The 22,761-nt window shown below is 68.2% G+C and carries 27 protein-coding genes; 8 read left to right on the plus strand and 19 right to left on the minus strand.

Annotated elements, in window-relative coordinates:
• Positions 1-1,035, plus strand: a 1,035-nt coding sequence (locus ACFY3V_RS06255) for a pre-peptidase C-terminal domain-containing protein (protein ID WP_389770590.1), incomplete at its 5' end; no start/stop codon positions are given.
• A 132-nt stretch (positions 1,036-1,167) separates the two neighbouring features.
• Here the strand turns inward: ACFY3V_RS06255 and ACFY3V_RS06260 are convergent.
• From ACFY3V_RS06260 to ACFY3V_RS06275, 4 genes are all read right to left on the minus strand, one after another.
• Complete coding sequence (locus ACFY3V_RS06260) at positions 1,168-1,827, minus strand: response regulator (RefSeq protein ID WP_389770593.1); 660 nt, start codon at positions 1,825-1,827, stop codon at positions 1,168-1,170.
• Positions 1,824-2,981 carry a sensor histidine kinase gene (locus tag ACFY3V_RS06265; protein WP_389770596.1) on the minus strand — a complete coding sequence of 386 codons (1,158 nt, stop codon included), beginning with the start codon at positions 2,979-2,981 and terminating at the stop codon, positions 1,824-1,826. The genes ACFY3V_RS06260 and ACFY3V_RS06265 overlap by 4 nt, the downstream gene beginning before the upstream one ends.
• Positions 2,978-3,811: a CPBP family intramembrane glutamic endopeptidase gene (locus tag ACFY3V_RS06270; protein WP_389770599.1), complete on the minus strand. Its 834-nt coding sequence runs from the start codon at positions 3,809-3,811 to the stop codon at positions 2,978-2,980. The genes ACFY3V_RS06265 and ACFY3V_RS06270 overlap by 4 nt, the downstream gene beginning before the upstream one ends.
• 244 nt (positions 3,812-4,055) lie before the next feature.
• Positions 4,056-4,616 (minus strand): hypothetical protein, encoded by a 561-nt coding sequence (locus ACFY3V_RS06275; protein ID WP_389770602.1) that lies wholly within the window; start codon positions 4,614-4,616, stop codon positions 4,056-4,058.
• A 200-nt stretch (positions 4,617-4,816) separates the two neighbouring features.
• Between ACFY3V_RS06275 and ACFY3V_RS06280 the strand changes: the two genes are divergently transcribed.
• Complete coding sequence (locus tag ACFY3V_RS06280) at positions 4,817-5,452, plus strand: TetR/AcrR family transcriptional regulator (protein ID WP_362896737.1); 636 nt, start codon at positions 4,817-4,819, stop codon at positions 5,450-5,452.
• Positions 5,453-5,585: 133 nt separating this feature from the next.
• Here ACFY3V_RS06280 and ACFY3V_RS06285 read toward each other — a convergent pair whose 3' ends face one another.
• Positions 5,586-6,227: a DNA alkylation repair protein gene (locus tag ACFY3V_RS06285; protein WP_389771269.1), complete on the minus strand. Its 642-nt coding sequence runs from the start codon at positions 6,225-6,227 to the stop codon at positions 5,586-5,588.
• 146 nt (positions 6,228-6,373) lie between these two features.
• Complete coding sequence (locus tag ACFY3V_RS06290) at positions 6,374-7,060, minus strand: methyltransferase domain-containing protein (RefSeq protein WP_362896739.1); 687 nt, start codon at positions 7,058-7,060, stop codon at positions 6,374-6,376.
• A 28-nt stretch (positions 7,061-7,088) separates the two neighbouring features.
• Between ACFY3V_RS06290 and ACFY3V_RS06295 the strand changes: the two genes are divergently transcribed.
• A complete protein-coding gene (locus ACFY3V_RS06295; RefSeq protein ID WP_362896740.1) occupies positions 7,089-7,517 on the plus strand; it encodes a MerR family transcriptional regulator in 429 nt (142 codons plus the stop codon).
• Positions 7,518-7,552: 35 nt separating this feature from the next.
• Here the strand turns inward: ACFY3V_RS06295 and ACFY3V_RS06300 are convergent, their stop codons facing one another.
• A complete protein-coding gene (locus ACFY3V_RS06300; protein WP_389770608.1) occupies positions 7,553-8,683 on the minus strand; it encodes a LuxR C-terminal-related transcriptional regulator in 1,131 nt (376 codons plus the stop codon).
• A gap of 342 nt (positions 8,684-9,025) precedes the next feature.
• On the opposite strand from ACFY3V_RS06300, the gene ACFY3V_RS06305 reads away from it, so the two are divergent.
• A complete protein-coding gene (locus ACFY3V_RS06305; protein ID WP_389770611.1) occupies positions 9,026-9,541 on the plus strand; it encodes a hypothetical protein in 516 nt (171 codons plus the stop codon).
• 24 nt (positions 9,542-9,565) lie between these two features.
• On the opposite strand, the gene ACFY3V_RS06310 is transcribed toward ACFY3V_RS06305, so the two are convergent.
• Positions 9,566-10,498: a CPBP family intramembrane glutamic endopeptidase gene (locus ACFY3V_RS06310; RefSeq protein WP_389770614.1), complete on the minus strand. Its 933-nt coding sequence runs from the start codon at positions 10,496-10,498 to the stop codon at positions 9,566-9,568.
• A 26-nt stretch (positions 10,499-10,524) separates the two neighbouring features.
• On the minus strand, positions 10,525-11,136 hold the full coding sequence (locus tag ACFY3V_RS06315) for a hypothetical protein (protein WP_362896749.1): 612 nt from the start codon (positions 11,134-11,136) through the stop codon (positions 10,525-10,527).
• A gap of 144 nt (positions 11,137-11,280) precedes the next feature.
• On the opposite strand from ACFY3V_RS06315, the gene ACFY3V_RS06320 reads away from it, so the two are divergent.
• Positions 11,281-11,910: a TetR/AcrR family transcriptional regulator gene (locus ACFY3V_RS06320; RefSeq protein WP_362896750.1), complete on the plus strand. Its 630-nt coding sequence runs from the start codon at positions 11,281-11,283 to the stop codon at positions 11,908-11,910.
• Between the two features lie 229 nt (positions 11,911-12,139).
• Here the strand turns inward: ACFY3V_RS06320 and ACFY3V_RS06325 are convergent, their stop codons facing one another.
• The gene (locus ACFY3V_RS06325; RefSeq protein WP_362896751.1) at positions 12,140-12,436 is read right to left on the minus strand and encodes a hypothetical protein; all 297 of its coding nucleotides are present in this window, start codon (positions 12,434-12,436) and stop codon (positions 12,140-12,142) included.
• A gap of 340 nt (positions 12,437-12,776) precedes the next feature.
• Positions 12,777-12,947: a hypothetical protein gene (locus ACFY3V_RS06330; RefSeq protein WP_362896752.1), complete on the minus strand. Its 171-nt coding sequence runs from the start codon at positions 12,945-12,947 to the stop codon at positions 12,777-12,779.
• 193 nt (positions 12,948-13,140) lie between these two features.
• Here ACFY3V_RS06330 and ACFY3V_RS06335 point away from each other — a divergent pair, with 193 nt between their 5' ends.
• On the plus strand, positions 13,141-13,884 hold the full coding sequence (locus ACFY3V_RS06335) for an MBL fold metallo-hydrolase (RefSeq protein ID WP_362896753.1): 744 nt from the start codon (positions 13,141-13,143) through the stop codon (positions 13,882-13,884).
• A 123-nt stretch (positions 13,885-14,007) separates the two neighbouring features.
• Positions 14,008-14,172 (plus strand): hypothetical protein, encoded by a 165-nt coding sequence (locus ACFY3V_RS06340; RefSeq protein ID WP_362896754.1) that lies wholly within the window; start codon positions 14,008-14,010, stop codon positions 14,170-14,172.
• Between the two features lie 40 nt (positions 14,173-14,212).
• Here the strand turns inward: ACFY3V_RS06340 and ACFY3V_RS06345 are convergent, their stop codons facing one another.
• From ACFY3V_RS06345 to ACFY3V_RS06360, 4 genes are all read right to left on the minus strand, one after another.
• Positions 14,213-14,425, minus strand: coding sequence for a DUF397 domain-containing protein (locus tag ACFY3V_RS06345; RefSeq protein ID WP_362896755.1), 213 nt, complete (start codon positions 14,423-14,425; stop codon positions 14,213-14,215).
• Between the two features lie 87 nt (positions 14,426-14,512).
• Entirely contained in the window at positions 14,513-14,725 is a 213-nt protein-coding gene (locus ACFY3V_RS06350; protein WP_362896756.1) for a DUF397 domain-containing protein, read from the minus strand.
• An 86-nt stretch (positions 14,726-14,811) separates the two neighbouring features.
• The gene (locus ACFY3V_RS06355; protein WP_362896757.1) at positions 14,812-15,024 is read right to left on the minus strand and encodes a DUF397 domain-containing protein; all 213 of its coding nucleotides are present in this window, start codon (positions 15,022-15,024) and stop codon (positions 14,812-14,814) included.
• Complete coding sequence (locus ACFY3V_RS06360; RefSeq protein WP_362896758.1) at positions 15,015-15,836, minus strand: helix-turn-helix transcriptional regulator; 822 nt, start codon at positions 15,834-15,836, stop codon at positions 15,015-15,017. The genes ACFY3V_RS06355 and ACFY3V_RS06360 overlap by 10 nt, the downstream gene beginning before the upstream one ends.
• Before the next feature lie 882 nt (positions 15,837-16,718).
• Between ACFY3V_RS06360 and ACFY3V_RS06365 the strand changes: the two genes are divergently transcribed.
• The gene (locus tag ACFY3V_RS06365) at positions 16,719-17,468 is read left to right on the plus strand and encodes an ATP-binding protein (protein WP_389770624.1); all 750 of its coding nucleotides are present in this window, start codon (positions 16,719-16,721) and stop codon (positions 17,466-17,468) included.
• Between the two features lie 429 nt (positions 17,469-17,897).
• Here the strand turns inward: ACFY3V_RS06365 and ACFY3V_RS06370 are convergent, their stop codons facing one another.
• The 4 genes from ACFY3V_RS06370 to ACFY3V_RS06385 all read right to left on the minus strand — a co-directional run bounded on the left by ACFY3V_RS06370 (position 17,898) and on the right by ACFY3V_RS06385 (position 22,589).
• Complete coding sequence (locus ACFY3V_RS06370) at positions 17,898-18,419, minus strand: DUF6879 family protein (protein WP_362896762.1); 522 nt, start codon at positions 18,417-18,419, stop codon at positions 17,898-17,900.
• Positions 18,420-18,501: 82 nt separating this feature from the next.
• Positions 18,502-18,771 carry a hypothetical protein gene (locus ACFY3V_RS06375; RefSeq protein WP_362896763.1) on the minus strand — a complete coding sequence of 90 codons (270 nt, stop codon included), beginning with the start codon at positions 18,769-18,771 and terminating at the stop codon, positions 18,502-18,504.
• Positions 18,772-19,022: 251 nt separating this feature from the next.
• Entirely contained in the window at positions 19,023-20,408 is a 1,386-nt protein-coding gene (locus ACFY3V_RS06380; protein WP_389770628.1) for a hypothetical protein, read from the minus strand.
• Positions 20,409-20,447: 39 nt separating this feature from the next.
• Positions 20,448-22,589, minus strand: coding sequence for a glycosyltransferase (locus tag ACFY3V_RS06385; RefSeq protein WP_389770631.1), 2,142 nt, complete (start codon positions 22,587-22,589; stop codon positions 20,448-20,450).
• Positions 22,590-22,761: the final 172 nt, after the last annotated feature.

Raw genomic sequence — 22,761 nt, forward strand, 5'->3', positions numbered from 1 at the left:
CACGGCACCTACACCGTCGCCCTCGTCCCCGAAAGCGCCTACACCGGAAAACTCACCGCAACAATCGACACCGGATACATCACCAACAACATCACCGTCGGAGACCCCGCCACCACCATCACCCTCAACTCACCCGGCCAAAACGGCGCCTGGAAATTCACCGGCACCCAAGGCCAACACGTCTCCTTCGGATTCACCAACGGCACCTTCGGCGACCTCTACAACGCCAAAGTCTCCGTCAAAAAACCCGACGGAACAACAATCATCAACCCCACCTTCTGCGGCACCTCCTGCTCACTACCCCCCGCCACCCTCCCCACCGACGGCACCTACACCGTCGCCCTCGTCCCCGAAAGCGCCTACACCGGAAAACTCACCGCAACAATCGACACCGGATACATCACCAACAACATCACCATTGGAGGCTCCCCTTCCACCATCACCATCGCCTCACCCGGCCAGGACGGTATGTGGAAATTCACGGGCGCCGCGAACAAGAAGGTGTACCTGCGTTTCACCGGCGGAACCTTCGGCGACCTCTACGACGCCAAAGTCTCACTCAAAAAGCCCGATGGCTCGATACTGAAGAGTGATCAGTTCTGCGGGACGTCCTGCCAGTGGGACACCACGGTTCTTCCCGTGGACGGCACGTACACGATCCTCCTGGACGGGCAGGCGGCCGCCGTCGGCGCGCTGACGGTGGCAGTCACCGAGGTCCCGGCGGATGTCACCACCGCCCTGACGGTCAACGGTGGCAGCCGCCCCGTCACCACCACGAGCCCGGGCCAGAACGCGAGCTTCACGTTCTCCGGCACGGCAGGCCAAACCGTCACGGTCACGTTGACGGGAAACGCCTACGGGAGCACGTCCTTCATCGTCCGCAAACCCGACGGCACTACGCTGACCAGCAAGTCCACCTCCTCTGCCAGTGTCAGTTTCCCAAGTCTCGCCCTACCGACGGCGGGTACTTACACGATCTTCGTGGATCCGTCCGGCCCGGCGATCGGCACCATCTCCGGAGCCGTCACCGGCTGAGTTCAGTTTGACGGCGCGGGGAGCGAGGCGCTCGCTCCCCGCGCCTCGGGGCGTCACCCAGCGGTATGGCCGGCTCACCACGGCATACCCGGGCAACGAGCGGTCTCCCCAGGTACGGCCATTCACCGCGTCTCAGGTCACCAAACCCGTGCGGTAGGCGTAGACCACCGCCTGCACGCGGTCACGCAGGTCGAGTTTGGTGAGGATGCGCGACACGTAGGTCTTCACGGTCTCCTGGCTGATCGCCAACGTCGCGGCGATCTCGCTGTTGGACAGGCCCTCGGCGATGTGGCGCAGCACCTCCAGCTCGCGCGGGGTCAGCGCGATGTCGCCCGGCGCGCCTTCCGCGGGACGAATCCGCGCCGCGTACCTGCCGACGAGCTGCCGCGTCACCTCGGGTGCCAGCAGCGCGGCACCCGCCGCGACGGTACGGATGCCGTGCAGCAACTGCGCCGGTGGGGCGTCCTTGAGCAGGAACCCGCTCGCCCCCGCGCGCAGCGCCTCGTACACGTACTCGTCCAGGTTGAACGTCGTCACCACGAGGACCTTGACAGGGTGCGCCACTCCGGCACCGGCCAGCAGGCGGGTCGCCTCGATGCCGTCGAGCACCGGCATGCGGACGTCCATCACCACGACGTCCGGGTTCAGCCGGCGGGCGAGGTCGACCGCGGCGCGACCGTCCCCGCACTCGCCCACCACCTCGAGGTCGGCCTGCGCGTCGAGGATCGTCGTGAACCCGGTGCGGATCAGCGCCTGGTCGTCGCAGACCAGGACCCGAATCGGCGCGTTCACGACGGGCTCCCGACCGGGATGCGTGCCCGCACGACGAAACCGCCGTCCGCCCGCCGTTCGGCGCCGAACTCGCCGCCCAGGGCGTCGACCCGCTCGCGGAGCCCGGCGAGGCCCCGCCCACTCCCACCGGGCGAGCCGGTCCGCGAACCGGACCCGTCGGTGCCGACCTGCACGGTGATCTCCTTCTCGCCGAAGTGCACATGGACCACGGTGCGGCTGCCGTGGGCGTATTTGAGGGCGTTTGTCAGGGACTCCTGCACGACCCTATAGGCGACGAACTCGGCGCTGCCGGCGGATCGCGCCGGTCTGCCCTCCTCGGTGAACTCCACCGGCTGCCCGGCGAGGCGCGTCTGCTCCACCAGCGTGTGAAGCTCGCCGATGGACGGCATCCTCCTGACGGCCTCATCGTGGTCGGGGTTGAGCAGATCGAGCAGGTGCCGCAGATCGGCGATGGCCCGCCGGCCGGTGTCGGTGACGGCGCTCAGGGTCGCGTCGAGGCGATCGGGGGCGGCGGTCAGGTAGCGTGCCGCCTCGGCCTGCACGACCATCGCCGTCACGTGGTGGGTGACGACGTCGTGGAGTTCGCGGGCGATGCGGGTGCGTTCGGCCATGCGGGTGGTCTCGGCGACGTGGCGGCGGCGTTCGGCCTCGGCGGCCCAGGTGGAGCGCAGCCAGGCTCCGATGCCCCACGCGAGGACCAGCGCCAGGTAGAACGTCACGTACCCTTCCGGCCCCTCGGTCGAGCCGAGCCGGTCGAGCGCGAGCGCGAGTGACAGGTACGCCGCGGAGAGCAGGATCGCGGTGACACGCCGGTGACGTTCCAGATAGGCGCCCGCGCTCACGAGCGCGACGGGCAGGGCGACGCCCGCCACCAGGTGGTACGCGCGGAGCTGGTCGAGGGCGAAGCCGAGCGACACCAGGACGAGACAGACGGCCGGCCACCGTCGGCGTACGGCGAGCGGCAGGCACTCCAGGACGATCACCGCGACGGCCGCCGTGTCGAAGGGGCGGCCCGGCAGGTCGCCGAGTTGCGTCCCGTTGTCGTGAAGCGCGGGCAGGAGTGACGCGACGATCAGCGACAGCGCGAACGGAAGGTCCCGGACCGTGACGTCGAGCCGCCGCCACAGATCCGGGAACCGCCGCAGATCGATCACTGGGGGAGCGTAGCGGTCTCGCCGGACCGCGCACCGCGCCGGCGTGGGACCAGGTTGCCGCGCCGACGGGCCAGCCACATGAAGGCGATCGTCAGCAGCACCCCGAACAGGACCGCGTACGGGCTCGCCTCCGGCCCGAACTCACCGCCGGTGAGCAGGGCCGGGCCCGACGTCACACCGTTCAGCAGACCTTGCGACGCGCCGTTGCCCGAGACCTCGGTGCCGAAGACGCCGGCCGCCGCGAAATTCCAGCCGAAGTGCAGGCCGATCGGCACCCACAGGGTGCGGGTGGCGACGTAGGCGGCGGCGAGCATGCCCCCTGCCTCGACCGCGATGGCGATCGCGCCCCACAGGCTGGCGTGCTCGTTGAACAGGTGCACCAGGCCGAACAGCACGCTGGTCAGTGCCAGCGCGATCCACGTGCCTGCGCGTTCCTCGATGATCCGGAACAGGATGCCACGAAAGATCAACTCTTCCGTCACGGCGGCGGCCGCCATGAAGCCGAACAGCGCGACCGCGCTCGTCACCGAGCCCGCGCCGTCGATTCGGTAGCCGCCCAGCAGGGCGATGTTCGCGATGACCGCCGCGAACATCCCGACACCGATCAGCACGCCCCGCCCCGTAGCGGCGACGGCGCCTGCGATGGCCACCTCGACCGGCGCCCTGCGCTCGGACCAGCGCACCACCCAGGCGTAGGCGACCACCGCGAGAACGGCTGTCGCGACCCCGAGAACCAGGGTGAGAAACGCGTTCCCCCGCACCGCTTCCACGGCCGCGCTGCCGACGAAGGCGACCGCCGCGACGACCAGAAGCTGCTTCAACAGGCGCATGACGACTCCCTCACGAGACACCGCGGCCGGAGCGCCGCGGTCACGTCGAGAACGCTATGGATTCGGCGCCCTCGAATCGTCACCGCGCGGTGGACACTCGCGGGTAGCTCGCACGGGGGACGAACGCACCCCGCGCGCAGGGTTGAGCGGGGTGACGCTCAGCCCGTCCCGCACCACCCGGTCGGCGACGTTCTCCCCGGCCGGGCCGACCCCGAGGACGACGTCGCAGATGTTGCCGTCCGTGTCAGTCTCCCTTCGCGGCGCGACCGAGACGGAAGGCCGAGATGAGGAAGAAGATGCCGCCGGGGATGGCGTAGCCGGCCGCGTTGGTCAGCGTCGGGTTGTCCGCGGAGGCGCCGAGGATAAACGACGCGCCGGCGAGTACGGAGATGCCGCCACTGATGATCATCGGCCACTGGCCGCCCATCCCACGGCGGGTGACACCCACGATCAGCTGGACCAGCCCGGCCACGACCGCCCAGGCGCCCCACACGCGCAGCACGGCCGGGATACCGGACGCGCAGGCGGCGGCCACGCCGATGGCGGTGATCAGGCTGACCGCGATGTTCACGTACGGCAGGACGGGTGATCCGGTGGTGCGCGTCGCGCGGGCGTCGACGACGGCGGCGGCCGCGTCGAACAGCGGGTAGAGCACGAGCAGGGTGACCGCGACCGGGCCCAGTGCCGAGGCGGTCGTGAACATCGCGAGGGCCCAGGCGATGGCGAACACGAACCGGACGAAGTACAGCCGCCGCAGTGCGGACGCGGTCCCTGAGATGGCGGGCGAAGCAGCGATCGTGCTCACGATGATCCTTTCGGGGGACGAATGACGAGGAGAGCGGTTCGGCGCGTCCCGTGGCCGACCTTCTCGATCAGGTTGGCGACCGAGCCGGCGTGGGACCCGAGGAACGATCCTCAACAAGACAGAACGTTCTACCTTCACCGAGCATGGCCCCTGTGTCATGAACTGTCAAGACCGAACGTTCTACCTACTAAGATGGCGGCATGCGCAGCCAATCCGAAGGCCGGCCGTCCGAAGCACGATCCCGGCTGCTCGACACGGCCACCCGGCTCTTCTACGCGGAGGGCATCCACTCCGTCGGCATCGATCGCATCGTCGCGGAGGCACAGGTGACGCGGGCCACCCTCTACCGGCACTTCCCCGGCAAGGAAGACCTTGTCCTCTCCTACCTGAACGTGGTCGACCGGGCCATGCGAAGCCAGGCGGACGAGGCCCTCGCCGCCGGGCTCCCGGCCGCCGACACCGTCCAAGCCCTCGGCGAATCGATCGCCCGGGGCATCCGGTCTCCCGGCTTCCGGGGATGCGCCTTCCTCAACGCCGCCGCCGAGTATCCCGACCCCGAGTCCCCGGTGCACAAGGCCGTGCTCGCCCACCGCCAATGGTTCCTGGAAACCGTCACGGAACTGCTGGCCAAGGTCCGGGAGACAGACGCCGACCCCGCCGCCCGCCACTTCGTGATGATGCGCGACGGTGCCATGGCCGCCGGCTGCCTGTTCGACCCGGCGCTGGTCTGCGAGACCTTCCTACGCGGGGTCGAGAGGCTCGTGCAGGTTCATGCCACCACCGACGACGCCGGACCGGTGGGCTCCGAAGACGCCGCCAACCCACCTACACGTTGACCGGCTCCATCGCTGATCCCATTCCGCCTCTCCACTGCCGACGGCACGGACGGAAAAGTCCTTGACCGTGACCGAGAGCCCTCCGTATCACGAGATCGGGGGTCGGAAGTGGCTCGCCGGACGGGTCACCGCCTCAGCGTGCCTGCCGGTGCACCATCTCGGTGATCCAGACGGGCGCGAACGGAGACGTGCAGCCAGGGGAGGTCGGATAGTCCTTGAGCACCTCCAGGCGCTCACCGATGTCGATCGCGCGGGCGCGGTGCTCGGCGTGCTCGATCCCGATCTGGGCCAGGCAGTGGTTCATCGCCCACTGCAGGCGATCAGGGGCGCCTTTCATCTCCGCCTCGATGACGTCGAGCAGTCCTACGAGGTCGAGGACCTCGGGCTTCTTCGCCACGCGCTCGACGGTGAGCGCCCACCCCGCACTCGCGACCACCGGATCCGGATCGGCCAGCCAGGCGAGCCGCAGCTCTTCGGAGTGCGGGCTCTTCTTCACCACGTAGTTCACGAGCCAGTCGTGCACCTTCGGTGCGCGCGCCTCGCGCACCATCGCGTCCAGCTCGTCACGTCCGAACGCCTTCGGGCGGCAGATCAGAAGCGCGAGCAGTCTCGCCGCGGTGTCATCGGTCTCCCAGAGCCCGCACGCGAGCTCCTGCTGCGTCTTCAGCCGCTTCGCGATCGCGCGCAGCCTGCCGAGGTTCACACCGTGATCGTCACCGTGTCTCTCGTTCACCTCGCGCATCCTCGGGTCCTCGAGCTCGGCCAGCTCGGCCATCACGTCGGCCACCGTCGTCTCGGCCACCTCGGGCTCCCTCCGTCACGGGCGAGGATCAGCCTACGACGGCCCTCTGTCATTTTCGTACGTTCCGGCTCGGCGGCCACCGGCGAGGAGGGCGGTTTCCCCGTCCGGCGACCGCGTGCTCAGTCGGCGCGGGTCCCGGAGGCGAGGAAGAACGGGATGGCGACGAACAGCCGGTCGTCGCGTGCCCGCGCGGCCTGGTCGTCGAGCCAGGCGCCTTCGCCCAGGGTGGCGAGCACCGGCAGGCCCTCGGTGCCCGTCCACACGATCGTGTGGACCTCGACGGTGACGTCGACGAACCCGTTCTCCAGCAGGAGGTTCCTGTGTCGGCGGGCGACCCGAGGGCTCGGCACGACGTCCGCGCGAGCGTGCACGAGCGTGCGGATGAGGTCGGGGTCGTCGGAGTCGATCACGAGGGTGTCCCAGTCCTGGCCGACGAGCACCGCGCGGCCGTTCCTCGCCAGGACGCGGCGGGCCTCGGCGACGGCTCGCTCGGGCTCGGCAAGGGTGTGCAGGACCTTGTCGGCGCGGTAGCCGGTGACCGAGCCGTCGTCCAGAGGCAGGGCGGTGGCGTCGGCGAGACGGAACTCGCCCGCGGGCCGACGCCCGGCGGCTATCTTGATCATGGCGGGGTCCAGGTCGACGCCGATCGCCCTCACCCCACGGGCGGCCAGCTCGCCGACGGCGCGCCCGCTCCCGCAGCCGACGTCGACGACGGTGTCGCCCAGCGCCTGGTACGTGCGTTCCCGCAGGTCGATGGCTTGAGGCAGGTCGTCATAGGCGTCAAGAACACTAAGTAACGTGGACATGGGCGTCATTGTGCGACTTAATGTCGGCATGAAGTCAATTGGCGAGGTGGCGGCTCAGTTCGGGTTACCGGCACACGTGCTGCGCCACTGGGAGGCGGAAGGGCTGATGACACCGGCCCGCGCGGGCGACCGCCGCCGCTACACCGACGCGGACCTGCACCGGGTGGCGGCGATCCTGATCTCGAAGGAGGCGGGCTTCGGACTCGCGGACATCCGGACCATGCTGACCGCCCGGTCCGCACCGGCTCGCCACGAGGTGATGGCCCATCACCGCGAGAGGTTGCTGACCCGGATCGCCCGAGCACAGGTCGCGCTCGACATGCTGGAGGGCGGCCTGGAATGCCCGCACGACGACCTCATGACGTGCCCGCACTTCCAAAGTCTTCTGACCGACCGGCTGCCGCCGTCTCCCGCGACGGACGCGGACCGGACGCGGCCGGACACGCCTGCCCCCTGAAGGCCCGCTCGGCTTTCCCCGCCGCGACGAACGCCTCACAGGTCGAGGGCGAAGTCCGGGTGCATCGTCTCCTTGTAGTGGTCGGCGAAGATCTTCGCGGTGAGTTCACCGCGGGTCGACACCTTCACCTTCTCGAATATCTGCTTGAGGTAGCCGCGCACGGTATGGGTGGACAGACAAAGCCTCACCGCGATCTCCGAAGTGGTCAGGCCTGCGGCGATCAGGTGGATGACCTGCTGTTCCCGTCGCCCCAGCTGGTAGGCCCTCACGATCAGAGGCGCCATCTCGGCGGCGTTGGCCGACTCGATCACCAGAGCCGTCCGGCCACCCTCGCTACCGGCCTCCCGCAACACGAAACCGTGGATCACCACCCACCGCCCACCGACCTGTAGCCGGGCCCGAGCGGCGCCCGTGTCGCGCCCGGCGGCGATGGCGCGGGCCTTGTTCACCACCGAGCGCAGCTCGGCGGGTATGGGGGTGGCGCCGGGGTCGTCATGGCTCAACCGGGTGAACGGCAGCCGCTGCAGCCATGCCTCCGCGGGCTCGTTGAGCGATTCGAGGGCCCCGGTCGGGTCGAACATGAGCAGCCCGGGGCCGTGGGGCACACCGATCACCGGATTCGGCCGCAACAGCGCCGAGCGCCGGAAGGCTTCACCGATCGGAGCGGAGAGGCTCGCGATCAGATGCTCCTCCCCGAGGTCGAACGGCCGCGCGTCGGCGGCTCGCCACAGGCACATGTAGCCCCAGACATCGCCTCCGGTCCGGAACACGCATCGCAGCTCGTCGCCGAGCCCCTGCACGATGTTCACGGTGCGGTAGCGGGAGCTCCGCGCCGGACGCCCACCCGTGACGCGACACAGGGACGCGGCCGGCGTCGGCAGACCGGCCAGCGTGTGAAAGTGGTTGACGTCCTCGACGAAGAACTCGTTCTCCCAGTAGAGGTCGCAGTATTCACCGGACCCCAGGTTCTCCAGTCGCGAGGGCGAGGTGGCGAGCATCGTCACCGGATCGGCCCCCGTCCAGAACGAGGCGTCGAAAGGAACGACCTCGCGCAGCAGGCGCGAGAGGCCACCCAGGAACTCGCCGTCGGCGATGCCCGTCCGCGTCAGCCGCAGGATCCGCTCGAACGTGTGCCGGGCCGGTGCACGACGCAGGGCTGACTCCATTTCTTGACGATGAACGACCACATGTCGTCATGCAAGCCCTCAAATGGGGGTTTTCACAAGTCGTTCAGCACACATTTGCGGGGTCCCTCGACCGACGGGCCACACCGCAGTCTGGAAGCCGGCAGCAGGCCCGGGACGGGTGTCTCGGGGCCGAGGACCACCACGGATCCAGCCGTGGAGTCGCCTCCCCGGAAGCACCACAGCCCTTCCACGAAAAGGCGCCTCCCACGGCCACGTCGCACCGCACCGCACCGCACCGCACCGCACCGCACCGCACCGCACCGCACCGACGACGTCACACCGGATCCGTGCCCACCGACCGTACGACCCATGGGAGACGCCATGCCGAGACGGAGCGCCCTGCTTCTTGGCCCACTGTCCGCAATCTCCGCACTGTTGCTGACCGTGGCGGTGCCACAGCCGGCGCAGGCGTACACCCAACAGCACCAGGTCACGGTGGAGCGGGGAGCCTCCTTCTGCGTCCAGGCCACCGCGGGCATCGACCACCGCATCCCCGGCACGTTTTCGAGCAACCAGGCGTGGGCGAGCGCCTACGCGCTCGCGGGAGACTGCACCACCGTGCATGGCGCGCGGGCCAGGGTGCGACTTGAGGTGCAGAAGTGGAACGAGTCCCGCGGTGCGTGGGAGGTGTGTGCGACCTCGAACCGGGTGGAGGGCACGACGGGCAGAAACGAGTTCGGCCTCACCGGACCCTCCATTTACATGCCCTACACCCCCTGCGGTCCCGGCTGGCATCAGACGAAGGTCGAAGCGCAGAGCTACCGCTACGTCGACAGCGCCGGCCGCTTCCTCTGGTTCGGCGGCACCCTCTACTCGGGCTACGAGTGGGTGGAATGAGCGCTCGGCCCATGCCGCCTCACGTCACGCTGAAGGCGTGCGTGCCGGACCCGACTTCCGGGTCATCCACCAGATGATCGCGGTGATGACGACAAGCCCGGCGCTCGGCACCAGGTTCTCGACCGAACCGACCGTCTCGCCACGACTGTCGAGGGCTCCGCCGAGGTCGAGATGGAGTGTCGTGGCGAGGACGAACGCCGTGGCGTTGTAGACGGCGTGCAGCACGACGGCGACCTCAAGCCCGCCGGTGCGCCAGGTGACGATCGCCAGCGCCGAGAACAGCACGAGATACGAGGTGAGCAGGTAGGGATCGAGCGTGCCGTGGAAGAGCGAGAACAGCACGGTCGTGACGACGGTGCCGAGGATCGCCCCGGAGCGGGCGCCGCGGGTCCAGCCGCCGACGACGCGGAACATCAGGCCCCGCAGTCCGTACTCCTCGCCGGCCGCCGCCAGCGGGCTGAGCAGCGCGCTGATGACGATGAACGCGACGAGATCGGCGGTCGTCCAGGGGACCGCCTCACCGGGCACCAGGAAGAACCCGACGGAGACGACGAGGAGGAGCAGCGGTCCGAAGGCGAGCAGCGAGCGGCCGAGGACGCCGTAGCGGAAACGTCCTGAAACGGAGTGCAGCGAACCTGCGGGCACACCGTAGAGCAGGCGCTGCAGCAGCATGCTGTAGGGGATGAGCACGGCGAGCGAGAGCGCGCCGGCGGCTTGTCGCAGCGGAGTGAAGCCCGTACGGCCGAGGAGTTGCGCGTCGATGACGGCGGCGGCGATCAGGAACAGCTGCGCGAAGCCGATGAGCCCGGCGAACAGCAGCACGATCGCGAGGATGCCGCGCGGGATCCGGCGCTTGTCACCCGCGTAGACGCGGTGGTATTCGACGTCGACAGGCACGCGAGGCGAGTGTTCGGGCTTGTCGGCTCGGAGGAGCCAACCCTCGGTGGTGTTCGTCATGATGTCCTTCCTCACGGTCCTCATGGTCAGCTCGCGAGAGAGTCGAGCCAGTTCGAACGCAGTCGCAGTGCGCGCTCGGTGCTGCCCGCGACCGCCGCGATGCCGACGGCGATGTTCGCCTCGACCGGGATGTGCACGGGGAGATCGAATGTCCCGAGCGCATCCGCCACGGGCGGAATGTGCGAGATGGTCTCGACGAGTTGTGGCACGGCCACGCAGATCCCGACGAGCACGAGCAGTGTCGAGACGACGCCGACGAGGCGGCTCAGCCCCGGGTGTGTCCGATGCAGGTGAGCGCGTCGCCCCTCGGCGGAGGCGGGATGGGGCGTCAACTGCGCCTCAGTGCCGTCGGCCCGCACGTAGTGGCAGCGTCGTAAGCCGTAGGTGCCGACGACGACCTCGATGTGACCGCCCGGCACGGGGAAGCGAGCCGGCGTCGTCGAGAGCGAAACGAGTGCGCCGTCGCGGTAGAGCCGCGCGCGTACCGCGCCGTCGTCGCGATCACCCATCTGACGGACGTCGACCGCGTAGGTGGACACGGTGCCGTCCGGTGCGCGAAGCGCCAGCGTGCGCACCGACCTGCTCAGCAGCTGCCACCAGCGGAAGCGCGGCAGCGGCTCGCCATTGCCAGGGCGCACGCGCCGTGCCGCGCGACGGTTGCGCCATCCTCCGAACGCCACCCGAGAACCTCCTGTCTTCGGTCACGCCATCACTAGTACGCTGTGCTAGTTCATTGAAGCTAGCACACTGTGCTAGAAATGGGGTGTGAGGAGGTTCCGACGATGACCGACCGTCCACCGAAACGAGACACCCGCGACAGGATCCTGATCGCCGCGGCGACCATGCTCGGAGAGGACCCGGGCGCTCGGCTGAGCGTCCGAGGAGTCGCCGCGCGAGCAGGCGTCAGCATGGGTTCGCTTCGCCACTTCTTCCCGACGCAACGGGAGCTCATCGACACCGTCGTCGCCGGCATCTACGACATCGACATCCCCGACGATCCCATCCTCGACATCGAACGAGCGCCGGCGGAGCGCCTCGTCGAGTGCCTGCGACAACTGCTTTCACAGGTCGGTACCGGAAACCGGGCGCGCGAGTATTGGCGCACGGTCCACGAGACGTACATCGCGCCCGACCCGACGGATGATCAGGTCGCTACATACCGTTCGCTGGAGCGACTGGGCCTGCACCGCATCGAGCGCTGGCTGACCGTCCTCGCCGACGAAGGCGCGATCCCGGCGAACGACGTCGAGCGACGCGCACGGTTCCTGGCATCCGTCCTCAACGGCCTCCTCGTCGAGCGCGCGCTTCCCGCCGCCGCCTCGCGACTCGAATTCGAGACCGACACGCTCCGCATGGCCGTCGACGCCGTCATGAGCGGCCGCACCGGGGCCGAGGAGCAGTCCGAACACTGACGGCGCCCGCCCCATCGACACCGAGGACGGCACGCGCGACTCTCAAGCACACGAGGTCGTGCGCCCGCCAGGGGCGTTCGAACGCGTTGTCGGCCTCTGCGTCAGTCGTTTCGCAGCAGATCATCGGGCACCACCGGTGCGGTGCCGGAGCATGTCGTCCCGCCGGGCCCGGCAGCGACCTCGAACGCCCGGTCGTGGTGGCGGTGCAAGAGGCAGCAGGCTGTCCGGCTCAGGTGCATTGCATGCCGCTGACCAGCTCCGGTCCGTGGGCGAGGAGTTGCCGGCAGAAGTGCTCGCCCGCGTAGTAGCCGGAGGTAATGGTGATCACGACTGGGCTCTCGGTCCCGCTGCCGGTGCACCGGTTCGCCAGCACGTGGTAGCCGAGCATCTCCGAGAGCTGGAAGCGGGTGCCGCCCGCGCAGACGTAGTGGCTGTCGGCGTGCGCGGTGGCCGGGATGACGAACGGTGCGGCGAGAACCGTCAGAAGTAGGGCGGCGCGGGTGATGGTCGTGCGGGGGAAGGTCATAGGAAATGCCTTTTCGCGGGGGTTTGGCAACGTGCCACGACATACCCTTGGTGACTCACCGGCAACCAAGCGTGTCCGACAGTGGCCATCCCTCGAACCCGAAAACCTGGCACCGTCTCTCAGCCGAGGAGGTGGAAGCACCTCACCCGCCGGCGACAATGACGACTTCGCCGTCCGTCCGGTCCTCCCCCGGGCTTTCGAGCGGCGGCACACGCTGAAGCCCCGTCTCCTCCGAGGTGCGAGGAGACGGGGCTTCGTCAGGGGTGACCGGGACGCCTTTTCAGCTTCCGAACATGGCCGGACACTCCCCCTGCCACTTCGGCGGCCGTCCTGGTGAGTGCTAGAAAGGACCGTCGGAGCACATCATCGGCTTGCCGTCGATGACACACGGATACCAGTCAAGCTCGCGCGGCTTGGCCTGGGCGGCGCCCGCGGTCGCGAAACCGACGATCATCAGCGCCGCGGTGGTGGTGGCGGCAAGGGCGACCGTACGCCTGACAAAAGTCCTCATTTGAATCCCTTTCCATCGCTGTGTGCTGCTCCAGGATCAAACCAAGGGCTTCTGCAAACCCACTTGTAAGTCACTGGGAGGAACCGAAGTTCTCCGTCCTGCTCGACTTCGGCCGGCCCGAGCCGTACGCGACCGGAATTCCTCGTCGGCACTCCCACGGACGCGCCACGGTCGGCGCGGTTAGGGTTCGTGGATGCTGCTGACAATCCTTGGCGGATGCGGCGCGTGGCCGGGAGCGGGCCAGGCCTGCAGCGGTTATCTCGTGGAGCACGACGGGTTCAGGCTGCTCGTCGACCCCGGGTACGCGACGGTACCGCGGCTGTTGGAACGGATCACCGCCGATCAGGTCGACGCGGTGTTCGTCAGTCACGGACATCCCGATCACTGCGCCGACCTGAACCCGCTGTTGCGGGCGCGCGCGTTCCGTGACGATCCGCCGCCTCCCCTGCCGGTGTACGCACTGCCCGGCGCCCTGGACGCGGTGCTCGCGCTGGACCGCCCGGAAATGCTGGCCGACGCCCATGCCCTGCGCGAGTTCACCCCCGGCGACCGGATCGACATCGGCCCGTTCCACGCGCGGACCCGTCTGCTGCCGCACTCGGTGCCCAATGCCGGCGTACGACTGACGGCGGGCGAGCGGGTGCTCGCGTACACCGGCGACACCGGCCCGAGCCCCGAGGTGGTGGAGTTGGCGCGCGGCGCCGACCTGTTCCTGGCCGAGGCCACCTATGCGGACCGGGTCCCTGAGGCTTCGCGGCACAACCTGTCGAGCGCCCGCCAGGCGGGCCGACAGGCCAAGGAGGCCGACGTCAGGCACCTGTTGCTGACTCACCTGCAGCCGGGTACAGACGCCACAGCCGCGCGAGCCGCCGCCGGGGCCGAATACGACGGCGAGCTCGGCATCGCCACCTCCGGCCTCGCCATCGATCTTTCCTGAGGAAGGTCTCCTCGGGCTTCCAACGCCTCGCGTGGTTTTCCGGCTTCCGGAATGCGGCGCACTTCGATGGCACCGATCATCATCTTCGGGACAGTTAGCGGAGCCGACTGACAGGGAGTACGAATGAGCGCGGTCAACTGGGACGAGGTGAAGCAGCGGGCGCGGGAGCGGCGCCAGGCTGCGGGACTGCCCGTGCAATCGGATGATGAGAAGTCCGCCGCGATGGAGCAGCTCGCCGCCGAGGTCAGAGCGCACAAGCTCATGGAGATCAGCATGAGCAGGATCTGACTCAACGCGACCATCCTCATGGAGGGCTCCGGGAGCGGAGTCAGAAGTCGAACTCGCCCTTCTTCGCGCCGTCCACGAACGCGTCCCACACACTCGCACTCACCACGAACGGCGCCAGCTCCGAAGCCTCCGTGTCTCGCAGGCCCACTCGACCACCGAACAACGGAGCCACCTCCAGGCAGTTCCCCTGGTCGGATCCACTCTTGGTGGCCTTACGCCAGGCCGCGCTCTTCAGTTCATCACTCAGGTCCACGGTCTCTCCGCCTCTCCACTCGGATAACGGCGCACGGGAAAGCTCCCAGCAACGACCGGGAGCTTCCCCTACGACAGGGAGCGAGAATCAGAAGTCGAACTCGCCCTTCTTGGCGCCGTCGATGAACGCGTCCCACACACTCGCACTCACCACGAACGGCGCCAGCTCCGGGGCCTCCGTATCCCGCAGACCCACCCGACCACCCGACAACGGAGCCACCTCAAGACAGTCCCCACCGTTGGGGCCACTCTTGGTGGCCTTGCGCCAGGCCGCGATCTTCAGCTCATCGTTCAGGCCCATGGCTTCTCCACCTCTCCGCCGCTGACGGTATGAACGGGAAAGCCCTTGGCGATGATCGAGAGCCTTCCCTCGTTCCGAGATCGGGACTAGAAGTCGAACTCGCCCTTTTTGGCGCCGTCGATGAAGGCATCCCACACGCTCGCGCTCACCACGAACGGCGCCCGCTCCGGAGCCTCCGTATCCCGCAGGCCCACCCTGCCCCCCGACAACGGAGCCACCTCCAGGCAGTCACCCTGGTTTGACGCACTCTTGGTGGCCTTACGCCAGGCTGCGCTCTTCAACTCATCACTCAGGTCCATAGCCTCTCCGCCTCTCTGATCAATTCGATCGAGACATACTGAGGGCTTGCCTCAGCCCGGATGGTGTCGTACCGAACACGGACAGCCTCGACATCTTCTGGCCGATTTGCCACATGCCCGCGCGTTACAGACTCGACATATACCATATCCGGATTTCCTGGAATCTGGGCGATCACGAATCCTCCCGAAGTCCCCGTGGTCGATCCCCGCACCAAAGGAAGAATCTGGATACCGATCCGCGGCCGCTCGGCCATTTCCAGAAGATACTGGAGTTGGTGTTGCATGACCTCTTCTCCACCGATCGGGCGGTGAAGAACTCCTTCGTCGAGGATAACCCAGAGCATAGGCGGCGTAGATCGCAGCAAGATCTTCTGCCGCTCCATGCGAGCCGCGACGGCCTTTTCCACCTGCTTGTCGGTTATGCCAGGCTCCCCACGGATAACCGCCCGCGCGTACTCCTCGGTCTGGAGAAGACCGGGTACGACGAGCGGTTGCCAGGTATGCAGGACGTGCGCTTCCGGTTCGATGTCGAGCCAGTCACGGAACCATCGAGGGCTCGCCGCGTGGGTGATGTGCGTCCAGCAATGGAGGAGCTCTCCGTTCGCCCCCAGAGCGTCATCGCAGCGTTGCGCCAGGTTGTGGCCGGGTTTGCGCTCACCTCTCTCGGTGAAGCTCAGCAGACTCCTGCTGAACTGGGTCACCTCGGCCAGTTCGTTCTGGGTCATTTTTGCCTTTTTTCGATACTTGCGGAGCTCCGCGCCAAAGAGAGCCCACTTTTCGTTTTTGGGGTTGATTTTTGGGTTCTTCGGCATTTCAGCTCCGTCCAGCCGGGGGATTCCACATCGTGGCACAAAAAACACAGCTTTCCACAAACTGTCACACTGATGTGCCTCGACTTTCGATACCCAAAGTAGTCACTCGGGGGCACCCTGTGAAGAGGTCAGGGGGAGCGGAAAATCCGCCGGATCGGCCCTGTCTTACGCGCGGAGAGCGGCTTCCTGCTGCCGTCGAAAAAATCACCAGGTATGTCCGTATAAGAGGAGTGAAAATGTCCGTCGATTCACTGGAAAACGCACCCTAGGCACGGCTCACGCCTCTTCCAGACACACACCTGTCACCGCCGAGTAAGCCTCACCCCGTGAACAGCAGTCACTTCGCGCAAGACGGAAATACCTCGCCCTGTTGCCCCTAATACCCCAAAACAAAGCGGGGCTTGCCACGGCACGACACGCCATGACAAGCCCCTCGACCGGACATCGGAGGTCCGATCTGATGCATCACCCTAGAGGAAACCCCCGGCCGATCAGGGTCCGTTGGCACGCCGACCGTCCGCCGATGCCGCTCGGTTGCCGGTGGTGCGGTCATCCTCCGTACGCGCACGAGGCCGCCAGCCTCCCGCACCGCGCCCGCCACAACTGGGAGCAGCCCACTCCCGCTCAAATTCACGCCCGGATGACCGTCCGCCGCCGCCTCAACCTCTCCAGCCGGCCACCCGTCTCAACGCCCATCCGCGCGATCCCCGGCCCCACGGCCTTCGCCGCTCTCCCCGCGCGGTCCGTGACGGTTTCCCCCGGTCGGCATCGGCGACCGGAGCAGCCCGGGGTCACGGCTCCCGTGCCGTACCGGCGAGGACGACCGCCGAGCATTCGCACCCCCTCCGGCAAGCACGCCCCGTACCGGCAGGGAGCGACGACATGAACGAGCGCGTCCCCCAGCCCCGGCAGAGCGGGAGACACCGGCGCGGGGCCGTCACCGAGCGGGTCGACTCCCGGGCCTGGGACCCGGCCGAGCGCGCCGCCGCCGAACAGCTCGACCAGATCGAGCCCGCCTGGACCGTCTGGTACGGCACCGGCACCCGCCACTTCCACGCCGTCGCCCTCTGGCCCGCCCCCGAACCCCTCATCGTGCGAGCCCGCACCGCCGACGAACTACGCGCCCTGATGCGCGAGGCCGAGGACACCACACCGCCACCCCGAGGAGAAGCCATGCCCGAGACCCCGGACACCCCACCGGCACCGGACGACTCACAGCTTCCCGGCGACCCACGCACCGTCTGCTGGGACCTGCCGCACGACCTGCCGATCGTCGGCAAGGCCCGCGCCATGGTGAGCGAGACCCTCACCGCCTGGGCGCTGCACCACCTCGCCGACGATGCCGTCCTGGTGGCCGGCGAACTGCTCGCCAACGCGATCGTCCACGGCGAGCCCGTGGTCAGGCTCTCCCTGTGGGCGAGCCCCGACGAGTTCCAGATCCAGGTCACCGACCGAGGCACCGGACAACCACGCCACCTCACTCTGGACACCGAGGCCACCCACGGCCGCGGCCTCGCGATCGTCGGCGCCCTCGCCCACGATCACGGCGTCACCCCACTCCCCGACCGCCCCGGCAAAACCGTCTGGGCCCGCTGGCACCTACCCCCACGAGGTGTCCAGCCCGCTTTCTGAACCAGTGGTGACCGCTCATGACTTGCCAGGCTCATCAGCGCCGATGCGAACAGAGCGCCTTCGCAGACCACCACGTAGGAGACAGCAGACGAGAGCGGCCGTACCCGCTCCGACGCTCATCCAGAGAACACGTTCCCTTTCAGGGAGGCGATCACCTGCTTTCCGTGATGCCGGACCAGAAACTTCTCCTCGTCCCGAGGGCGTCGAACGGCGATACTCCTCATCCAGGATCTCGTGGAAGCGACGTTTGCCCTATGAAGCTCAGTCGCTCCCATCGGTCGGTGGCCCCCTCGAACAACCCGAGCGCGATCGGCGAGGCACCGATCAGACCAACGGCCACGAGCACGACCAGCAGCACCACAAGGGTCAGAAGCAACCGATTCGCTCTTCGGCGACCCGTTCTCACCGCCATTTCATGGAGCCGTTACCTCACCGGCTCTGCGTCGGAGGCGCCAGGGGTGCGACCTCTCGATGGAAGTAATCGAGGAAAGGCTCTCCCAGCGACCAGAGTCGCGCGATTTCCGCTGTCGCCTCTCGCATCAGGTGCGAATCGTCGATGCGGCGCGCTCCGGCCGCTCTCCACTCATCGTCATAGGTGACGTGGTAGATCGCGTGTTCGTCGACGACGAGTTCGGGGAGCGGCCTCTCTCGCTCCCACGTGGCGACCTCCTTCGCGCCGAGTACGCGGATGGCCGTGCCCTCCTCTGCGAGGATCTTGAACCAGTGGCATTCCCACTGAACGTACGGCGTCACGGGGGACTCGACGATCCGCAGTCGCCGCAACTCGCTCCCCTGCTTCGCGTATCCCTCCGCCTCTGCTCGAGCCGCAGGCCGGTCGCCTTCGAACGCCGCGAGCGCTCGATCCCAGTCGCCGGCCACGAACGCCTGCCAACTTGGATCGTCATCCGGTTCTCGAAAGAACTGAGACCGTTCGAGCTTCCAGATCGGCATGGTGAGCCGCACCGACTCCCGTTGGCGCTGAGCGTGATACGCGGAACGGTCAAGAACCTTTCCAGGGGCATCCCAAATACAATCAAGCATCCGGAATGTCACCTTTAGCGGCGCGCAGCATGTTTCCCGGTATTACCACCAGCCGCTCATCGGCCCCTATCCGCACGTCCCCGGGAAGCCGGTCGCTGAATGCCGACGTCACATCGTGTCCCACAATCGCGATGTCGCCGTTGTCGAGCTCCCAGATATCAGGGCAGTCGTTCGTGGTACGACTGTTGCCCAGCTCAGCGGCCGTCTTCCCCAACCGACGCCTAAAGGTCGCCTTCAGGTCGACTTCCCACGGTCGAGCCATAATCAGCCTTCCCCTGCGTCCCACCGACACGACTCATCGAGTTTCTCACGTAGCCGTCTAATCGCCTACCTTTCCGCATGCCGAAAGGTTGGTGAAAATCTCGTCGGTAGCGGCCGATCAGGTATATTCACTCCCGACTCGTGTCCTGGCGTGACGTAAATTCAAACAGCGAGACGGCGCACCTGGCAGGCCTCGGCCGCCCCTGCAGCGGCCGGGTGTTCTGGCGTCCTACCTGGTGAGTGCCAGGGGCGCTACGGCGTGATCCGGTAGATGTGGTGGGAGTGTTCGGCGGCGAAGGAGTCGGTGAACCTGCCCTGGGCGTCGACAGGGACCGTCCGGTTCTCGAAGAGGACCTCGGCGTGGGCGGCCCGCAGCCCGCGCGGCAGCGTGAAGATGCGCCTGCCGGGGGAGGTGGTCGCGTCGAGCATCGCGAAGACGTAGTACGAGCCCTGGTGATGTTTCAGCATGGTGTCGAGGCCGGGGCCGAAGCGGTGCGCGTACGACTGGGTGTTCAGCACCGGGGCGAGCTGCCCGATCCGCCGGTTGATCTCGGCAACCGCGGGCCTGACCTCCTTTCCGCACCCCTCACGCAGCACGTGCTGGGAGTGGCACGGCCCGCCGAAGTTGTGGTTGAAGTAGATGATGCCCCTGGCCTCGTGGATCAGCGAGCTCATCACCGCGCCCGTCACCTGCTCCGGCCGGATCGCCCGGGTGTCGTTCTCGGCGGGCCAGCCGACCTCGACGAAGCCGTAGATCGGCTGGCGACGGCCGTCCAGCGCGTCCAGTTCGCGCTGGCGGTCGAGGACGGCGCCGTAGTTGGCGGCCCTGCGGCACCTGGAGGCCGGCAGGGAGAGGAAGTTCTGCCCGTCCAGGCAGACGCTCGCGCTGGTGTACCAGTAGACGTCGGAGGAGACGACGTCGGTGAAGCGGTTGACGAACGTGGCGGCGTCCGCGTCCCTCTCCCACATCATCACGCCCTTGCCGTAGTTGGCGTAGTGCATCCTGCCGTCGCCCTTCGGGACCTCCTCCTTGCGGGTACGCAGCACGGTGAAACCGCATCCCCTGTCCTCGGGCACGCACAGGGATCCCTCACCGGGGTGCTTGCCGGTCCACTGCGCGTCTCCCGCCTTCGCCCACATGTCGACCTCGTCGTTGAGCAGCCAGCCCACCGTCTCGTTGCCGTAGCCGGGCAGAGGGGTGCGGGTCAGCGCCGACATGCCGTTCCTGCGCACCAGCGCCATGTCGCTGGTCTCGGTCAGCTCCACGTAGGTGTTGATCCCGGCGGCCCGGTCCTTGTCCACGTCGCCCTGGGTGATCACGGACTCGAACCAGACGCCCACCGGGAAGAACGACGATTTCGTCCAGCCCGCCGCCGTCGGTGCGGCGAATCGCCCGTAGTAGGCGGGGCCGCCCTCCCACGGCACCCGCGCGGCCGTCGCGGGAGGTCCCGCGGCCCACGCACTGTCGGCGTCGGCCGACGCCCCGGCGAGCGGGCCCCGGTCCTGGCCGTCGGGCGCGTCGATCAGGGTGAGTCCGAGCACCGCCACCGACACCGAGACGGCTCCCGCCCCGACCAGCAGCGGCAACGACCGTCTGGTCCGGCGTCCCGGCGTCCCGGCGTGGTTCTCAGATCTCATGACCCTGTCCTTCTCATCGCGGACCCTCGCCCCGAACCCTCATCGCGGACCCGGTGACAGCTCGGCGAGTGCCATCAACTGGGCGGCACGCGACGCCCAGGAGGCACCGAGCACGGATTTCCGCACGGCCTCGGCCGGTTGCAACCCGCCGTCGCGCAGCGTCGCACGAACAGCATCGACGAAAAGGCCACCGTCGGCCGCGATTCTCACGCGGTCGGCATAGTTCGCGAGCTCCTGGAAGTCGGTGCTGACGACCGGCAGGCCCAGGGCGAGGTATTCCTTGAGTTTGATCGGGTTCGAGTGCCTGATCCACGGGTTGTCCAGCCACGGCATGATCGCGACGTCGAACCCCGATCCGTACGCGGGAATCCGCTCGTACGGCCTGAAGCCGAGCCAGTGGACGTTCGGGTGGCGGGTGAGCCGTTCCATCGGGACGGTCGCGTCGCCGATGAGGACCAGCGAGACGTCCGGCAGCTCGACGGCGAGCCGTTCGAGCAGGTCGAAGTCGACGAGATAGTCGTCCAGCGCGCCGAAGAAACCCACCCTCGGCCCGGGGATCGCGCGCAGGTCGGCGGGCTGCTCGCTCTCCGGGCGCCGCCGGAAGTGATCGGTGTCCACGCCGTGGTCGAGGAAGTGCGCGCGCTCTCCGGTCACGCCCCTCTCCTCGCCCATCAGCGCGTTGCTGACGTAGATCACGTGGTCGGAGCGCTCCAGCAGGCCGCGTTCCAGCGCCTCGATGGTCGGCCGGTCGGACTCGGGGAACGACGAGTGCCGGTCGGAGCGGTTGAACACCAGCGCGCGCCTGCGCATCGGCCGCACCACGTCCCACGCCGTGGGGATGGTCACCATGATCACGGGTCGGCGCAGGCCGAGTGCCCGCGAGACGGCGAGCACCTGGGCGCGGACCAGCAGCGCGTTCACCCGCCTCGCCAGCGGCGACCCGTAGAAGGGCAGTGGCAGCGGGGACATCACGTAGAAGCCGGGCAGCTCCCGCAGCGGCCTCCTCACGAGCATCGCAACGCTGCGCAGCTTGCGCCCGACGCGTCGCAGCACCTGCGTGGACCTGCCCGGCATCGGCATGCGCATCCCGATGCTGTTGACGACGAGGACCTTCCTGTGCGCGGCGATCGAACGCATGAGCTGGAAGTCCGAGTGCGCTCGGTTGTGGTACCACCAGTCCTGCGCCGAGAAGCAGACGTAGCCGGGGGAGGATGCCGCCTCACCCGTCGTACGGGCGGGAGATGCCGGTCGGGGAGCCTCGCCGGGTAGGAGGGGCCATTCGCGCAGGGGGAGGAGTTGACGCAGGGCGGCCCGGTGCCGCCTCCCGCCCACCCGGCCCTTCGCGACCGCGCGGACCAGCTCGTTGAGCCCGACGGCCAGCCGCATCAGCTGCCCGCGCGGGCGGCCGTACCGCTCCCGGTGCATCCGGACCCGGTTGGCCGACGACAGCGCCCACAGCATGCTCGACGTGGACTGCTCGCCACCGAGATGCACGGCCACGGCACGGGGCTCGTACCGGACGGCGAACCCCGCCTCCCCCGCCCTGAGCATGTACTCGGTCTCCTCCGAGTACAGGAAGTAGCGCTCGTCGAGGGGATCCAGGACGTCCAGGCACGCGCGGGAGATCATCCAGGCCGCACCGGACACCCAGTCGGCCGTCTGCGGCCTGTCGTAGGCGGCCGGGTCCACGACCAGCTCGCCGAGCGCCGGGATCCGCCCGGCCCTGTGCCCGCCGAGCAGCGCCTCCCCGAGCGCTCTCGGCACGGTGGGACGCCTGCGCAGGGAGAGGTGGAGCTCCCCCGCCTCACCGGTGAGGCGGGGGGCGGCGATCCCGGTTCCCGGCAGGGCGAGCGCCTGCCTGAGCAGGAGCACGGAACCGGGCGCGAGCCGGATGTCGGGGTTCAGCACCAGTACGTCGCAGCCGTCCGCGGCGGCGATGCCCGCGTTCACTCCGGCGGCGAAGCCCGCGTTGCGCCCGGTCTGGACCACCTCGGCCTCGGGAGCGACCTCGCGCACCCGCGCGAGGGTGTCGTCGGCCGAGGCGTTGTCCACCACCACGACCCGTGCGGGACCCGCGTCGGCGAGTGCCGCGTCGAGCGAGCGCAGGCAGCCTTCGATGACCTTGCCGCTCGAATACGTGACGATCACTATGGCGAGTGGTGGCCAGTCTGGAACAGCCATGTCGGAGCCGTTTCTCGTGGAAGAGGACCGTACGGGGAGAGCGGGCGGGGAGTCGGCGGTCGGTGACGACGCCCCAACGGCAGGCGGGGAATCATCTGTCATGGACGACGCCTCGACTCCTCGCAGGGAAACACCGGCTGTGCGCGGCGCCTCGGCTCCTCGCGAGGAATCA

Origin of the sequence: Streptosporangium sp. NPDC000095 (genome assembly GCF_042899335.1) — a bacterium.
Classification (GTDB): Bacteria; Actinomycetota; Actinomycetes; order Streptosporangiales; family Streptosporangiaceae; genus Streptosporangium.

Excerpts from the sequence above, each read along its gene's own strand:
- ACFY3V_RS06380 (WP_389770628.1), bottom strand. The coding sequence starts at position 20,408 with ATGAGATCTGAGAACCACGCCGGGACGCCGGGACGCCGGACCAGACGG.
- ACFY3V_RS06320 (WP_362896750.1), top strand. The coding sequence starts at position 11,281 with ATGACCGACCGTCCACCGAAACGAGACACCCGCGACAGGATCCTGATC.
- ACFY3V_RS06335 (WP_362896753.1), top strand. The coding sequence starts at position 13,141 with ATGCTGCTGACAATCCTTGGCGGATGCGGCGCGTGGCCGGGAGCGGGC.
- ACFY3V_RS06355 (WP_362896757.1), bottom strand. The coding sequence starts at position 15,024 with ATGGACCTGAGTGATGAGTTGAAGAGCGCAGCCTGGCGTAAGGCCACC.
- ACFY3V_RS06350 (WP_362896756.1), bottom strand. The coding sequence starts at position 14,725 with ATGGGCCTGAACGATGAGCTGAAGATCGCGGCCTGGCGCAAGGCCACC.
- ACFY3V_RS06385 (WP_389770631.1), bottom strand. The coding sequence starts at position 22,589 with ATGGCTGTTCCAGACTGGCCACCACTCGCCATAGTGATCGTCACGTAT.
- ACFY3V_RS06300 (WP_389770608.1), bottom strand. The coding sequence starts at position 8,683 with ATGGAGTCAGCCCTGCGTCGTGCACCGGCCCGGCACACGTTCGAGCGG.
- ACFY3V_RS06365 (WP_389770624.1), top strand. The coding sequence starts at position 16,719 with ATGAACGAGCGCGTCCCCCAGCCCCGGCAGAGCGGGAGACACCGGCGC.
- ACFY3V_RS06285 (WP_389771269.1), bottom strand. The coding sequence starts at position 6,227 with ATGGCCGAGCTGGCCGAGCTCGAGGACCCGAGGATGCGCGAGGTGAAC.
- ACFY3V_RS06330 (WP_362896752.1), bottom strand. The coding sequence starts at position 12,947 with ATGAGGACTTTTGTCAGGCGTACGGTCGCCCTTGCCGCCACCACCACC.
- ACFY3V_RS06280 (WP_362896737.1), top strand. The coding sequence starts at position 4,817 with ATGCGCAGCCAATCCGAAGGCCGGCCGTCCGAAGCACGATCCCGGCTG.
- ACFY3V_RS06290 (WP_362896739.1), bottom strand. The coding sequence starts at position 7,060 with ATGTCCACGTTACTTAGTGTTCTTGACGCCTATGACGACCTGCCTCAA.
- ACFY3V_RS06295 (WP_362896740.1), top strand. The coding sequence starts at position 7,089 with ATGAAGTCAATTGGCGAGGTGGCGGCTCAGTTCGGGTTACCGGCACAC.
- ACFY3V_RS06370 (WP_362896762.1), bottom strand. The coding sequence starts at position 18,419 with ATGCCGATCTGGAAGCTCGAACGGTCTCAGTTCTTTCGAGAACCGGAT.
- ACFY3V_RS06270 (WP_389770599.1), bottom strand. The coding sequence starts at position 3,811 with ATGCGCCTGTTGAAGCAGCTTCTGGTCGTCGCGGCGGTCGCCTTCGTC.
- ACFY3V_RS06325 (WP_362896751.1), bottom strand. The coding sequence starts at position 12,436 with ATGACCTTCCCCCGCACGACCATCACCCGCGCCGCCCTACTTCTGACG.
- ACFY3V_RS06340 (WP_362896754.1), top strand. The coding sequence starts at position 14,008 with ATGAGCGCGGTCAACTGGGACGAGGTGAAGCAGCGGGCGCGGGAGCGG.
- ACFY3V_RS06375 (WP_362896763.1), bottom strand. The coding sequence starts at position 18,771 with ATGGCTCGACCGTGGGAAGTCGACCTGAAGGCGACCTTTAGGCGTCGG.
- ACFY3V_RS06310 (WP_389770614.1), bottom strand. The coding sequence starts at position 10,498 with ATGACGAACACCACCGAGGGTTGGCTCCTCCGAGCCGACAAGCCCGAA.
- ACFY3V_RS06360 (WP_362896758.1), bottom strand. The coding sequence starts at position 15,836 with ATGCCGAAGAACCCAAAAATCAACCCCAAAAACGAAAAGTGGGCTCTC.
- ACFY3V_RS06305 (WP_389770611.1), top strand. The coding sequence starts at position 9,026 with ATGCCGAGACGGAGCGCCCTGCTTCTTGGCCCACTGTCCGCAATCTCC.